The organism is Amycolatopsis sp. NPDC003861, from assembly GCF_053605405.1.
The window spans coordinates 1-13,902 of the sequence record NZ_JBSGJD010000251.1 but is presented as its reverse complement, the minus strand read 5'-3'; the positions used below and the strand labels follow the sequence as shown (position 1 = coordinate 13,902).

Below are 13,902 nucleotides of genomic sequence, written 5' to 3'. Positions count from 1 at the left end.
CCGCCGGTCCCGCCGCGCCAGGCGGGCCGCTCGCTGGCGACGGCGCAGGAGGCGTTGCGGCTGGTGGCGGCGGAGGTCCTCCCGGACGAGCCGCTGACCTGGTGCGAAGACCACCTCGCGACGCTGTGGCTGCGCAAGGAGCCGTTCCTGGTGACGGAGGTGTCCCGGCGTCGTCTCGCCCCGCTGACGGCGTTGACCCCGAAGCAGTACAACCGCCTGGCGGGGACGTTACTCGCGTGGCTGGAGACGTGCGGCAACGTCCGCGAGGTCGCCGACCGCCTCGCGATCCACCCCCAGACGGTCCGCGCCCGCGCCCAGGAGCTGGAGACCCTGTTCGCCGAGATCCTCCGCAACCCGGACGACCGCTTCGAGATGATCCTCGCCCTCCGCGCCACCCTCCCCTGACCCCGTGTCAGAGGGTGGCGAAGTAGGGGCGGGGAAGGTCGGGGAGGTGGGGGGTGCCGAGCTGGACGGTCGTGGCGGGGAGGCCGCGGGAGCGGCGCCAGGCGGCGAAGGCGTCCAGCCAGGCGTCGGCGGTAGCGCGGGAGGTTTCGCCCGGGGCGCCGAACAACGCCGCGGCCGAGGTGGCCAGGAGCCACCAGTCCGGTGGGGTGTCCGCCGTCGCCTCGTGGAGGCGGCGGGCGCCCAGGACGCCGCGGTGCCAGGCGGCCGACGGGTCGTCGGTGAGGACGCCCGCCGCGTGGATGATGCCCCGCAGGGGCAGGCCGTCCGCGGTGGCGGCCGCGACCAGCCGCTCCGCGACCCCCGGCTCGGCGATGTCGCCGGGGATCACCACCGCGTCGGACACCCCGGCATGACGTCCACACAGGACGATCCGGGTGGCGCCCGTCCCGGCCAGCCACCGCGCGGCCGCGGGCCCGAGGCCGCCGGTGACCACGTACGCGCCGGGCCCGGTCGGCACGTCGGCCGCGAACGGGACGCGCGCCAGCCGTGCCGCGTACCGGACGTCGTGCCGCCAGCGGACTTCGTCGTCCGGGGCGTCCGAGCGCAGCTCGCGCACCAGGACGTCCACATCGGACCGCGCGTCGACGTCGACCAGGCTCGCCCGCAGCTGCGGCCGCTCGACCGCGAGCACCCGCACCAGCCCGCGCAGGAACGCCAGCCCCGGCTCCCCCGCTGCCTGCGTGACCAGGTGGAACCGGACGCCGAAGCCGAGCCGCGCGACCACCGACGACACCGAAAGCAGCAGCTCCTGCGCGGCCTCCGGATCGTGGTAGGCATACGGCGATCCGGCGAGGAAGACCACGCCGCGCACCGGCCGTTCGGCCAGGAAGCCGGGCAGCTCGCCGAGGTCGTCGCGCGGCAGCGACAGCGCGTCGTCGCCCGCCGCGGCCAGGGCCAGGGCGAGCGCGACGGCCCGGCCGAGCGCCGCCGGGTGCTCGTCGGTGAGCAGCAGCCACGCTCCCGGACCAGCAGGCGAGAAAGGTGGCAACGGCACCTCCGGCCAGGTCACCTCGAACGACGACGTGGCGAACGGGACGCCCGGCGACAGCGCCCGCTCGGCCGGCCCGGTCACCACAGGCCGTCCCCGATGGAGGACTGCAGCACGACGACTCGGCGCAGCGTCAGCCCGTGCCGCGTGGACACCGCATGCCGCACCGCCCGCTCGACCTCGCCGCGCGGCGGGACGACGCCGTCGGCCAGTTCGAGCACCACCACGGCTTGGCCACCGGGTACGGCGAACGCCGACGCCGCGCGCGGCCGGATCGCCGGGTGCGCCTGCTCGGCCGTCGCTTCGAGGTCCTCCGGGCGGTGCCCGGCGACGAAGCTCCGGCCGGTGACGCACAGCTCGCCCGAGGCGTCCAGAAAGCCCTGGTCACCGGTCCGCAGCCACCACCGCGGCTCGTCGTCGCCGACGATCCGGGCGCAGAAGACCCGCGCGGACTCCTCGGGCCGCCGCCAGTAGCCGCGGGCGACGTTCGGCCCGCTGACCCAGATTTCGCCGACCGGCCCCCGTCGTCCGTCGCGGTCGACGATCGCGACCTGCTGGCCGACCGGCCGTCCACAAGCGACCAGAGCGGTCGCTTCGGCGACGACGTAACACCCCGGCAGCGCCGCGGGAGCGGCCGCGTCGTTCACCACGGGCCGGCCGGTGACGATCGGGACCGCCACCCCGAGCACCAGCCCCAGCGGATCGCTCGGCGGCAGGCTCACCACGGTGGTCCGCCCCACCACCTGCGCGACCTGCCGGGCATTGGCCACGACGTTCGCGTGCGTGACCATCACCCCGCGCGGGTACTGCAGGTACGCGATGTCGTCGGGCACCGCCGGATACGAGGTGAAGCCGGGCGCGTCCGGAACGCCGTCCACGGCGAGCACCCGGTGCCCGCAGGTGTCCAAAGTGGCCAGGAACCGCCGGATCGCGGGCACGGTGGCCGCGGTCGCCAGCACGATCGACGGCTCGGCGTCGGCGAGCACACTCGCCCGGCGGTCCGGCCCCACCGGGATGGCAACCAGCCCGGCCCGCAGCGCGCCGAGGAACGCGACGACGTAGTCGGGCGACGGCTCGATGAGGATCGCCACCCGCTGCCGCGGCTCGGTGACCCGGCGCAGGGCCGCGGCGACGGCGGTGACGCGCCGGTCCAGCTCGGCCCAGGTCACGGTGACCGCCGGAGCGGTCCAGGTCATCGCCGGCGCGTCGCCCGCCGCCGCGGCGCGGCCGGCCAGCAGCTCGGAGAGGGTCATGGGGTCCTCGCGCATGGTCAGGCCGCGGACATCCCGGTGACGCGCCACTTCCCGGCGACGCGCTCGGCCGTGACGCTCAACTGGGCGGCGCCGGTGCTCCGCTGGCCGTCGCCGCGCGTGCCGGTCTGGTCGAGGAACACCAGCAGCGCCGCGCGGTCGCCGTCGAGGAGCTTCACCCCGGACGCGACGGCGGTGGACGTCACCACGAGCTTCTGCTCGGCCGCCAGCTTCCGGACCTGCCCGAAGAGCTGTTCGTATTGCGCGAGCGCAGGCCCGGTCAGGACGTCCTTCGCCGCCTGTTCGCTCTTGGCCGGATCGTCGTAGCGGTAGGAGAAGACCGTGCCGAGCGCCGCGCTGACCTGCTTCGCGGCTTCACCCGTGCCGGCGACATCGGACAGCGCGCTGTTGTGCGCGACCACTGCCTGCGTGCTCCGCGCTTCGAGGGTGAACCACACCGCGAGGCCCGCCATGAGCACGGCCACCACCGCGGGCACCACCCACACCCGCCGCCGTGCCCCGGTGGTCGTGAGTGGTAACGCGGGTTCTAACCCGCCTTGCCACTCACGACCGTCCGGGTCCGAGTGGTGGCGACCGGCGACCTTCACCGGGCGCTTCTTCGTCACTGTCTTCACGGTGCCTCCCCCACGGGTACCTGGCCGAGGCCGGTGACGCGCCAGCCGCCCGGCCCGCGGGTCAGGTCGGCCTGGAACCGGTTGCGTTTGGTCACGGCGTCGCCGCCGTCGGGCGCGACGACCAGTTCGACCGAGGCGATCAGCTTCGCCGTCCCCGCCCCGGTGTCCACTTCGGTCACCGCCGCGTCGGTCACCTTCCCGGTGGTGACGGTCTTCGCCTGGGCGATCCGGTCGAGGCTGCCCTGCCGGTCGGCCGCCAGCTCGTCGTGCAGCGCGCCGCCGGAGAGGTCCAGCCAGTGCTGGTACCCGGGTGCCGCCTGCCGGTAGTCCAAAGTGGTCAGTCCGGCGACCGCCGTCCGGCCCTCCTGCAGGGCCTCTTCCCGGACGACCGCACGCGCGACACCGTCGTCGTGCGCCGCCTGCCACCAGGTGAACCCCGACCACCCGGCCGCGACGGTCGCCAAGACCGCGGCCACCCACACAAGCATCCTCACGGCCGTCCTCCCGGTGCGTTCTGCGAACCCCGCACGTTCGTCGGGTCGCCCTTCGGCAGCGCACAGCGCGCGGCCGTGTTCAGCGGGCGGACCGACGTGTCCAGACCGTTGCGGTACGACGTCGGGTACCCGGTGGTGCACGGCGGTGGATCGAAGAAGGTCAGCGACAGTCCGATGTGGACCCCGTCCGGCCGCACGATCGTGCCGGCCGCGGCCACCGCCTGCGGTGCGGTGATCAGCAGCTGGCGGATCCCGTCCTGCCGCGCTTCCAGGACGTCCGCGGTGGTCAGCAGGTTCGCCAGCAACACGCCGAGGTTCGGCCCGGCGTCGCGGATCAGCGCGCTGACCTCGTTCGCGGCCGCGGGCACCGCCGGGATCAGGGTCCGCAGGTCGCCGTCGGACGCCTTCAGCGTCGACGCCAGCAGTTTCGCGTTGACGCCGAAGTCGCGGATCGCGCCGGCCTGCTGCACCTGGGTGTCGAGCACGGTGTGCGCGTCGGTGACGAACCGGGTCAGCGGCGCGACGTGCGCGCTCGCCGCCTGCACGAACTCGATGCCGCGGCCGACCAGCTGGTCCAGCGCCGGGCCGGCGTCGGACGTCGCGTTGTACAGCTCGTCGACGACCGTGCGCAGGGCGGGCTTCGGCACCGAGTTCGCGAAGGAGTCCACTGTCGACAGGACGACGTCGACCGGCAGCGGGATCTTCGTGTCGGCCTGGGTGATCACCGAACCGTCGTGCAGCTTCGGGCCGCTGTCCACCCGCGGCCGCAGGTCGACGTACTGCTCGCCGACGGCCGACCGGTCGGCGACGACGGCTTCGGTGTCGGCCGGGACGGGTGCGGTGCCGGAGTCGATCTCGAGGTCGGCTTCCATCCCGGCCGGGGTGAGCCGCAGCTCGCCGACGCGGCCGATCGGCACGCCGCGGTAGGTGACCTCGGCGTTGGTGAAGATGCCGCCGCCGGTCGGGAACCGGGCGGTCACGGTGTAGCCGCGGTCGAAGAACACCTTGTCGAGGCCCGCGTAGGTGGCCCCGACGTAGGCGACGCCGACGACGGCGATGACCACGAAGATCGTCACCTGCACGCGCACGAACCGGGTCAGCATCAGTGGCCTGCTTTCAGGAACCCGTTGAGGTAGTCGCCGCGGATGGTGTCCAGGGCGGCGTCCGGGAACGGGAAGGTGAAGATCATCTCCATCGCCTTCGGCAGTTTGTCGCCGGAGTCGGCCAGCCGCCGCAGCACCGGCTCCAGCGCGCGCAGGTCCGCGACGAGGTCGTCCTTGCTGCGGTTCACCGTGTCGACGGCGACCGAGGTCAGCCCGTCCAGGGACTTGAGCATCCCGACGAGTGCTTCGCGCTGCTGGTTGAGCACGCCGATGCCGGGGGTGAGCCCGTTGAGCGTGGTGGTGATCCGGTCGGTGTGCGCGTTCAGCGTCGCCGCGAGCTTGTTGACGCTCTCGATGGCCCGGGTGATCTCGTTGCGGTGCTCGTCGAGCCCCTTCACAAAGGTGTCCAGATTGGACAGCAGGGAGCGCGCCGCGGTCTCCTTGCCCCCGAGGGCGTCGTTCAGCTCGTGGCTGATGTTCTGGACCTGCGCGACACCGCCGCCGTTGAGCAGCAGCGACAACGCGCCGAAGACCTCCTCGATCTCGGGCGTCAACGTCGACTGGTCCGGGGGGATGGTGGCGCCGTCGAGCAGCCGGCCCGACGGCGTCGCGTCGTCCGGCGGGGCGAGTTCGACGAACTTCTCGCCGAGGATGCTCGCCTGCCGCAGCCGGGCGACGGCGTTGCCGGGCAGGTCGACGTCGCCGTTGAGCAGCAGTTCGACGACCGCGCTGTGCCCGTCGGGCGCCAGCTCGACCTTGACGACCTGCCCGACCGGGACGTCGTTGACCTTGACCCCGGACTGCGGGACCAGGTCCAGCACGTTCGTGAAGCCCGCGGTCACGTGGATCGGGTGGTCGCCGAGCGCGGCGCCGCCCGGCAGCGGGATGTCGTAGACGCTCACGCCGCTGCCGCAGCCGGTGGTGACCAGCGCGAGCGTCACGACCGCGGCCAGCTTGACGAGGGATCTCATTTCGGCTCCGCGAATTCGAGGAGGTTGCCGCGGCCGTCGATGGTCCCGTTCGCCTGGTCGTAGGCGCCCAGGAGGTTCGTCAGGGCGTTCGGGGCCGCCTGCAGTGCTTCGGAAAGCGAGTCCTTCTGGTTCACCAGCACCTTGGTGACCTCCGCGAGTTTGTCCACATCGGACTGAACGCGCCCCCGGTTGTCCTTGATGAACCCCTGCACGACGCTCAGCGCCTGGGTCAGTTCGGTCAGCGCGCCGGAGAACTGGTCACGCTGGTCGGCCAGCACCTTGCTCAGTGAAGCGATCTGCGCGATGGCCTGCTTGACCTGGCCGTCGTTGGCGGCGAGCATCGCGGTGAACTTGCTGATGTTGTCGACCGAACCGAACAGGTCGTCCTTCGAGTCGCTCGCGGCGCGCGCGAACTCGCCGAGGTTCTTGATGGCCGTGCCGATGTGCTGCCCGGTGCCGTTCAGGTAGTCCGCCGACCGGGTCAGCACCTCGCTGACCGCGCCGTCCTTGTTGGCGCCCTGCGGCCCGAGCGCGGACATCAGCTGGTTGAGGCTGTGCAGCAGGTCGTCGACCTCGACCGGGGTCGCCGTGCGCTCCCGCGGGATCGACGCGCCGTCGGGCAGCTGCGGCCCGCCGCGGTAGACGGGTGTGAGCTGCACGTACCGGTCGGCGACCAGGCTCGGCGTGATGACGACGGCCCCGGCGTCCGCCGGCAGCTGGACCCCGGGCTTCAGGGTCATGGTCACCTTGACATCGGTGCCGTTGGGTTCCACTTTGGACACCGAACCGATCGCGACACCGAGGACGCGGACGTCCGAGTTCGGGTAAATCCCCACGGCAGCGGTGAAGTACGCGGTCAGCGTCCGCTCGGCCGGTGCGGTCACGACCGGCCAGGCGGCCGAGACGACGAGCGCGAGCACGACACCGAGCGCGAGGGCCCGCAATCGCGTTCGCCGGCGCGCCTCGGCGCCCAGGTCGATCAGCTGGTGGGCCATCAGCGTCCCCCGTTCTTCGGTGGCTGGCAGCTGCCCGGCGTGGTGCCGGTGGGGATCAGCCCGCAGATGTAGGTGTCGATCCACCGGCCGTTGCCCACGGCGTTGCCGAGCAGCCGGTAGAACGGGCCGGCCAGGCGGAGGCTGTCCTCCAGCTTCCCCTGGTTCTGCTGCAGCACCGTCGCCACGCGCTCGAGCTGGTCGAGGGCCGGCCCGAGCGTCTTCTGGTTGTCCGCGACCAGCCCGCGCAGCTGGATCGAAAGGTTCTTGATGCCGGTGAACAACTTCGCGATCGCATCCTTGCGGGCGTTGAGTTCGGTCAGCAGGGTGTTGCCGTCGCGGATCAGCGCCTGGATCTGGTCGGACCGCTGACCGAGCGTTTTCGAGACCTGGTTGGTGTTCTGGAACAGCTTCACCAGTTCTTCGTCCCGGGAAGCCAGCGTCTGAGACAGGGCCGCGATCCCGGTGAAGGCCGTTCTGACGTCGCTGGGAGCGGACGCGCCGAGCGTGTCGGACAGCACCCGGAACGCCTGCGCGAGCTGGTCGGTGTCGATGGCCCCGACCGTGCTCGCCAGGTCGTTGAACACGGCGGTGACGTCGTAGGGCGAGCTGGTGCGTTCGGCCGGGATCGGCTGGTCGGGGTTCAGCTCCGCGTTGCCGACCGGGTCGAGCACCAGGTTCTTCTGTCCCAGCAACGTCTTGATCTTGATCGCCGCCGTGGTCCGGTTGCCCACCCAGGTGTCGCGGACCCGGAACAGCACCTCGACGTGGTCGCCGGCCAGCCGGACGTCGGTGACCTCGCCGACCTTCACCCCGGCCACCCGGACCTCGTCGTTCGGCTTGAGCCCGGCCGCCTCGTGGAACTCCGCTTTGTAGGTGGTGCCGCCGCCGATGAGCGGCAAGTCGTCGGAGAAGAAGGTGGCGCTGCCGATCAGGGCCATGACCAGCGCGGTCACCGCGCCGACGGCGATCGGGTTGCGGCTGCGGAACGGTTTCACCGGCACCTCGCAGCCGTGACGGGGATGCCCGGCGGTGGTCCGCCCGGGGCCGGTTTTGCGTCGGTCTGCACCGAGCACAGGTAGAAGTTCGCCCACGAACCGTAGGAGAAGAGCGTGCCGATCCGGTCGAGCTTCTTCGGGAGGTTGTCGATGAACTGCTGGAACACCGGGGTGTTGTCGGCCAGGTTCTTCGACAGATCGCCGAGCGCAACGACGCTGTCCTTGAGCGGCTGCCGCCCCTGCTCCAGCAGCCCGGCCGTGGCGGTGGTCAGCTCGCCGAGGCCCCCGATGGCCTGCCCGATCGGCTTGGCGTCCGCGGCGAGGCCGGTGACCAGCTGAGCGGTGGTGTCGACGAGCGTGTCGAACTGGTCGCCCTGGGCGTTCAGCGTGTCGAGGACGGTGTTGAGGTTCCCGATCACCTGGCCGATCAGGGCGTCCTTGCCGGCCAGGGTGGAGGTCAGCGACGCGGTGTGCCGCAGCAGGCTGTCGATCGTGCTGCCCTCCCCCTGCAGGACCTGGATGATCTCGAACGACAGCTGGTTGACGTCGTTGGGCGACAGCGCCTGGAAGAGCGGCTTGAAGCCGTTGAACAGCGCCGTGAGGTCGAGCGCCGGCCTGGTCCGGTCCAGGGGGATCTGTGCGCCTTCGGCCAGCGTCGGCGAGGTGTCGGTGGCGCCGGGGTCGACCGCGAGGTACCGCTGGCCGACCAGGTTGCGGTAGCGGATGGTGACCGACGCCGACGCGGTGAGCCGGTGCGTGCGGCCGACCGAGAACTCGACGTCGGCGAGTCGGCGTTCGACCACCCGCACGGAGTCGACCTGGCCGATCCGGACGCCGGCCATCCGCACCTCGTCGCCGGGGTTGACCGAGGTCGCGTCGGTGAAACGGGCGGTGTAGCCGATGGTCGCGCCGACGTTCGAGTTGGCGATGGTGATGGCGAGCACGGCCGTCGCGGCCGCGGTGACCAGGAAGAAGATCAGCCCTTTGACGGCCGGTCCGGTGATGCTCCTCATCGGACGGTCACCTCCGTTCCGCGCAAAGCCGGTCCGATGAGGACGCTGCTCCAGTCCGGCACCTCACCGAGCGTCGGACGCAGCAGTTCCGCGACCAGCTGCCGTTCGCCCGGCGAGTTCGCGGGGCCGAGATCACCGTCCGCCGGGCCTGCGGCCGCCGCGCCGCCGCCGTAGCACTTCGGCCCGCCGGTGGCGTCGAACCGCGGGGTGTCCCGGCCGGGGACGTACTTCTCGCGCGGGTCCTGGACGGTGAGCGTCACGTGCAGGCCCGGTTCGTTCGTGCCCTTGCCGAGAGCCTTCTCCATCTGGGGTTTGAGCCGGTCGACCGCGTCGAACAGGCACGGGAACTCGGGCGAGTAGCGCGCCAGCAGCTCCAGCGTCGGCCGGCTCGCCGCCGAGACACCGATGAGGTTGTCCTTGTTCTTGCGCAGGAAGTCGTTGAGGTGCCCGGTGGCACTGGTGACGCTCGCGTAGAGGTTGTCGAGGTCCGCGCGAGTGTCCACAATGGTCTTCGCGGTCGTCGAGAGGTCGCTCAGCGCCTGCAGGATGTCCGGCGCGGCCTTCGTGTAGACGTCGGATGCGTCGGCCAGCGCGGTGATGTCGGCCTTGAACTGCGGCATCAGCGGGTTCACCTGGCCCAGGAGGTCCTGCAGCTGCACGATGCTGTCGCCGAGGGGCTTGCCGCGGTTGTCGAGGGCCTGGGAGATCGCGCCGAGCGAGCTGTTCAGCTTCTGCGGCTGGACCGCGCGCAGGAGCGGGAGCAGGTCGCCGAGCACGCGTTCCAGCTCGATGGCGTTGCTGGACCGGTCCTGGGCGATCACGTCACCGGCCCGAAGCTTCCCCTGTGGACTGTCCGGCAGCACGAGGTTGACGTACCGCTCGCCGAACACCGTCTTCGGCAGCAGCCGCGCGGACACGTTCCCCGGCAGCAGCCCGATCTTCGCCGGGTCGAGCGCGAGGTCGATCTCGGCGCCCGCGCGGGTGCTGCGCACCGCCCGGACCTCGCCGAACGGGACGCCCTTGACCTTGACCTCCGCGGTCGGCGCGAGCTGGTTGCCGACCCGGTCCGCCCGCAGCGTCACCAGCTCGGCGTCGTCGAAGTCCTTGTCGTAGATGGCCACCGCGAGCCAGCCGAGCAGGACCAGCACGCCGAGGAAGGCGACCCCGGCGAGCTGCGTGCGGAACCGGCTCATCCGGACACCTTCACCGTGGTCGTCGCACCCCAGATGGCCAGCGACAGGAACAGGTCGAGCACGCTGATCAGCACGATCGACGTCCGCACCGCCCGGCCGACCGCGACACCGACCCCGGCCGGCCCGCCGCTCGCGCGGTAGCCGAAGAAGCAGTGCGTCAGGATCACGCCGACGCTGAAGACGAGCACCTTGCCGAACGACCACAGCACGTCGCCGGGCGGCAGGAACAGCGTGAAGTAGTGGTCGTACGTGCCGCCGGACTGTCCGAAGAAAACGACCGTGGTGAGCCGTGAGCCGAGGTAGGAGATCAGCAGGCCGATGACGTACAGCGGGATGATCGCGATGAACCCGGCGACGATCCGGGTGGTGACCAGGTACGGCATGCTCCGCACGGCCATCACCTCGAGGGCGTCGATCTCTTCGGAGATCCGCATCGCGCCGAGCTGCGCGGTGAACCCACTGCCCACAGTGGACGACAGCGCGAGCCCGGCGACCAGCGGCGCGATCTCGCGCGTGTTGAAGTACGCCGTCAGGAAGCCGGTCATCGCCGAGATGTTGATCTGGTTCAGCGCGCTGAAGCCCTGCAGGCCCACGGTGACGCCGGTGAACACGCACAGCCCGACCATCACGCCGATCGTGCCGCCGATCACCGCGAGCGCGCCGCTGCCGAACGTCACTTCGGCCAGCAGCCGCACGACTTCGCGGAAGTAGCGGGTGACGGCGATCGGGACGGCGGCGAGCGCGCGGGCGTAGAACAGCAGCTGGTCGCCGAGGTCGAACAGCCGGTCGCCGGGTTTGCCGAGGATGGCCACTCAGGTTCCCTTCGCCGGGACGAGCTGCAGGTACAGCGCGGTGAGCACGGTGTTGACGAAGAACAGCAGCAGGAACGTGATGACGACGGACTGGTTGACGACGTCGCCGACGCCCTTGGGCCCGCCCTTCGGGTTCAGGCCGCGGTAGGCCGCGACGACCCCGGCGAGGTAGCCGAAGATGACGGCCTTGATCGAGCTGACGACGAGGTCGGGCAGCTGCGCGAGGGCGTTGAAGCTGGCCAGGTAGGCGCCGGGGGTGCCGCCCTGGACGATCACGTTGAAGAAGTAGCCACCGAGCACCCCTACCACGCTGACCAGGCCGTTGAGCAGCACGGACACCCCGACGGCGGCCTGCACGCGCGGCACGACCAGCCGGTGGATCGGCGAGACGCCGAGCACCTCCATCGCGGCGATCTCCTCGCGGATGCTGCGGGCGCCGAGGTCGGCGCAGATGGCGCTGCCGCCCGCGCCGGCGATGATCAGCGTCGTCACGATCGGGCTGGCCTGCTGCACCACGGCCAGGACGCTCGCCGCGCCGTTGAACTGCTGAGCGCCGATCTGGCTGGTCAGCGAGCCGAGCTGCAGCGAGATGACCGCGCCGAACGGGATCGACACCAGGATCGCCGGGGTGATGGACACGCTGGCGATGAACCAGAACTGCTGGACGAACTCCCGCACCTGGTACGGGCGGCGGAGCATGGCGAGCAGGACGTCGAGACCCATCGCGCACATCCGGCCGAACTCGCGCAGGCCGTTCGCGGCCTTCTCCTGCACCTGGATCGTCATGGCTTGCACCCGGTGCTGAAGCAGCGCAGCTGGAGGTTCGAGACGAAGGTGTTGCCCGGCCCGGAAACCAGGCCGGTGAGCAGCCGGCTGACGTCCTCGTGGCCGACGCACCCGGCGAACTCCGGTGTGGTGAAGGTCGACGTCACCTTCACCGGCGGCGCGGGCAGCGAGATCGGCACCAGCGCCTTGATGGTGACCGCCGCGGGCTGGGCGGTGCGGCAGTCCGGGCCGACGTCGAGGGGTTTGCCGTCCACCCGCACGTCGGAGAGCTTGATGAACACCTTGGCGGTCACGTCCGTGTCGGCGCAGATGTTGGTCTGCGTGGCCTTGCAGTCCTTGTCCTTGCCCGTGTGGACGGTCGCCGTCCCGCTCGCGTCGCCGTCCGGGACGATCTCGACCCGGCCGGTGGTGGGCATGAACCGGAACGCGACGAAGTAGCCGTCCGCCGGCGGGATGGCCAGCTTGCCGGTGATCGGCACGGTGCTCGTGAGACCGCCCAGCGCGCCGTCGAAGGTGCCCGGCGGGAAGGCGATGTCGGAGCCGAGCTTGGCCACGTGGCTCGTGGTCGGCTGCTGCGCGTCCCCGAGGGTGAAGCCGAACGGGATCTGCGTGGCCGCCTGCACCGCTGGGGCGTTCTCGCCCGGCGCGGCTTGCGCGGCGCCGAGCGAGAACGCGGCCACTGCCAGCACGAGCGGCAGGGAGAAACGGATCAGCTTCATCGAGTTCACTTCTTGGTGAGGTTCACGTCCAGCTTGTTGCCGGGGCCGGAGGTGATACCGGTGATCAGGCCGGTGAGGAAGCCGCAGCCGGTGAACTGCGGGATGCCGTAGGTCGCGGTCAGCTTGCCGCCCTTGAGCGGGTCGAAGCCGGGCGCCGAAACGAGCGGCACGTCCGCGGGCTTGACCGTGTGGCACGACTTCGACGACAGGATCGGGAAGCCGAACACGCGGACCTTGGTGAGCTGGACGTCGACCTGGGCGTTCGCCTTGACCGCCCCGGCGGTGAGGGTGCCGGTGATCGCGCCGACCTGGTCGAGCTTCACCGTCGCGGACGCCGGGATGAAGCCGAGGACGCGGAAGTGGACGTCGGACTTCGGCAGTGCGAGCTGGGCGCCGAATTTGCCGGAAGCCGCGTCGAGCTTGGCGTCCAGGGTGCCCGGGCCGAGCGGCAGCGTGGCGTGCAGCTGCTTGAGGACCGACTTGCCCTGCAGGGAGTACTTGACCTCGACGCCGCCGCCCGGCGGGTTCGTCGGCGTGGTGCTCGGGGTCGTCGGCTGGGTGGTCGGGGTGGTGGGCTCGGTCGTCGGCGTGGTCGGTTCGGTCGTCGGGGTCGTCGGCTCCGTGGTCGGCGTCGTCGGTTCCGTCGTCGGCGTCGTGGGCTCCGTCGTGGGGGTCGTCGGCTCGGTCGTCGGCGTCGTCGGCTCGGTCGTCGGCGTCGTCGGCTCGGTCGTGGGAGTGGTCGGTTCCGTGGTCGGAGTCGTGGGCTCCGTCGTCGGGGTCGTCGGCTCCGTGGTCGGAGTGGTCGGTTCCGTCGTCGGGGTCGTCGGCTCCGTGGTCGGCGTCGTCGGCTCCGTCGTGGGAGTCGTCGGCTCCGTCGTCGGGGTGGTCGGCGTCGTGGGCGTGGTCGGGGTGGTCGGCGTCGTCGTGCCGCCCGCCGGCTTGATCTCGAACGTGCCCAGCTGCTGGTTCTGGCCCGGGACCGCGACGCAGTCCGAGGTGAACGTGCCGAGGTCGGTCGGCTGGCCGTCCGCGGTGCGCGGGGTCATCGTCGTGCTGAAGTTCCCGACCGTCACCGACGCGGTGCCGGGGCTGGGGAACGTCACCGCCGGCGCCTTGCCGCTGCTCTTGACGTGGAACGCGCCCGAAGGCGGCACCGGCGTCGAGGCGATCGTCAGCGGGAGGTTCAGGTTCAGCGTCTTGTCGACCGGGTACTTGAGCACGGCCGCGGCCTTCGCCGAGCCGTCCAGCGAAGTGGCGCCGACCAGGGCGAGGCCCTCGGTGGCGGTCTCCGGCACGGTGACGTCGACGTCGAAGGTGATGGGGGTCGACGACGCGCCCGCGACGGCGTTGTCGGGCAGGTTGGTGTCGATCTTCACCGACAGCACCTGGTCGCCGATCAGCGGGAACGGGCAGTTGTAGTTGAGCGTCAGGCTCACCGGCGCGGCCTGGCTCGGGCCCGCCCCGACGAGCGCGACGGTCGCCG

At 71.3% G+C, this 13,902-nt stretch carries 15 protein-coding genes; 1 reads left to right on the top strand and 14 read right to left on the bottom strand.

Annotation, left to right across the window (positions count from 1 at the left end):
* Positions 1 to 405 (top strand): PucR family transcriptional regulator (locus ACWEVN_RS39615; protein WP_452054704.1); only part of this gene is annotated, 405 nt, incomplete at its 5' end.
* A 7-nt stretch (positions 406 to 412) separates the two neighbouring features.
* Here the strand turns inward: ACWEVN_RS39615 and ACWEVN_RS39610 are convergent.
* The 14 genes from ACWEVN_RS39610 to ACWEVN_RS39545 all read right to left on the bottom strand — a co-directional run.
* On the bottom strand, positions 413 to 1,540 hold the full coding sequence (locus ACWEVN_RS39610; protein ID WP_452054703.1) for a KR domain-containing protein: 1,128 nt from the start codon (positions 1,538 to 1,540) through the stop codon (positions 413 to 415).
* The gene (locus ACWEVN_RS39605; protein ID WP_452054702.1) at positions 1,534 to 2,706 is read right to left on the bottom strand and encodes an AMP-binding protein; all 1,173 of its coding nucleotides are present in this window, start codon (positions 2,704 to 2,706) and stop codon (positions 1,534 to 1,536) included. The genes ACWEVN_RS39610 and ACWEVN_RS39605 overlap by 7 nt, the downstream gene beginning before the upstream one ends.
* Before the next feature lie 17 nt (positions 2,707 to 2,723).
* The gene (locus ACWEVN_RS39600) at positions 2,724 to 3,200 is read right to left on the bottom strand and encodes a hypothetical protein (protein ID WP_452054701.1); all 477 of its coding nucleotides are present in this window, start codon (positions 3,198 to 3,200) and stop codon (positions 2,724 to 2,726) included.
* A gap of 134 nt (positions 3,201 to 3,334) precedes the next feature.
* A complete protein-coding gene (locus tag ACWEVN_RS39595; protein ID WP_452054705.1) occupies positions 3,335 to 3,826 on the bottom strand; it encodes a hypothetical protein in 492 nt (163 codons plus the stop codon).
* Between the two features lie 2 nt (positions 3,827 to 3,828).
* Complete coding sequence (locus ACWEVN_RS39590; protein ID WP_452054700.1) at positions 3,829 to 4,935, bottom strand: MlaD family protein; 1,107 nt, start codon at positions 4,933 to 4,935, stop codon at positions 3,829 to 3,831.
* Positions 4,935 to 5,906 (bottom strand): MCE family protein, encoded by a 972-nt coding sequence (locus ACWEVN_RS39585; RefSeq protein ID WP_452054699.1) that lies wholly within the window; start codon positions 5,904 to 5,906, stop codon positions 4,935 to 4,937. The genes ACWEVN_RS39590 and ACWEVN_RS39585 overlap by 1 nt, the downstream gene beginning before the upstream one ends.
* Positions 5,903 to 6,901, bottom strand: a complete 999-nt coding sequence (locus ACWEVN_RS39580; protein ID WP_452054698.1) for an MCE family protein — start codon at positions 6,899 to 6,901, stop codon at positions 5,903 to 5,905. Before ACWEVN_RS39580 ends, ACWEVN_RS39585 begins: the two co-directional genes overlap by 4 nt.
* Positions 6,901 to 7,896 (bottom strand): MCE family protein, encoded by a 996-nt coding sequence (locus ACWEVN_RS39575; protein ID WP_452054697.1) that lies wholly within the window; start codon positions 7,894 to 7,896, stop codon positions 6,901 to 6,903. The genes ACWEVN_RS39580 and ACWEVN_RS39575 overlap by 1 nt, the downstream gene beginning before the upstream one ends.
* Positions 7,893 to 8,909, bottom strand: a complete 1,017-nt coding sequence (locus tag ACWEVN_RS39570) for an MCE family protein (RefSeq protein WP_452054696.1) — start codon at positions 8,907 to 8,909, stop codon at positions 7,893 to 7,895. Before ACWEVN_RS39570 ends, ACWEVN_RS39575 begins: the two co-directional genes overlap by 4 nt.
* Positions 8,906 to 10,102, bottom strand: coding sequence for an MCE family protein (locus ACWEVN_RS39565; protein ID WP_452054695.1), 1,197 nt, complete (start codon positions 10,100 to 10,102; stop codon positions 8,906 to 8,908). The genes ACWEVN_RS39570 and ACWEVN_RS39565 overlap by 4 nt, the downstream gene beginning before the upstream one ends.
* The gene (locus ACWEVN_RS39560; protein WP_452054694.1) at positions 10,099 to 10,914 is read right to left on the bottom strand and encodes an MlaE family ABC transporter permease; all 816 of its coding nucleotides are present in this window, start codon (positions 10,912 to 10,914) and stop codon (positions 10,099 to 10,101) included. The genes ACWEVN_RS39565 and ACWEVN_RS39560 overlap by 4 nt, the downstream gene beginning before the upstream one ends.
* Positions 10,915 to 11,700, bottom strand: a complete 786-nt coding sequence (locus ACWEVN_RS39555; RefSeq protein WP_310967226.1) for an MlaE family ABC transporter permease — start codon at positions 11,698 to 11,700, stop codon at positions 10,915 to 10,917.
* Positions 11,697 to 12,419 (bottom strand): hypothetical protein, encoded by a 723-nt coding sequence (locus ACWEVN_RS39550; protein WP_452054693.1) that lies wholly within the window; start codon positions 12,417 to 12,419, stop codon positions 11,697 to 11,699. The genes ACWEVN_RS39555 and ACWEVN_RS39550 overlap by 4 nt, the downstream gene beginning before the upstream one ends.
* A 5-nt stretch (positions 12,420 to 12,424) precedes the next feature.
* Positions 12,425 to 13,902, bottom strand: a 1,478-nt coding sequence (locus tag ACWEVN_RS39545) for a DUF6801 domain-containing protein (protein ID WP_452054692.1), incomplete at its 5' end; no start/stop codon positions are given.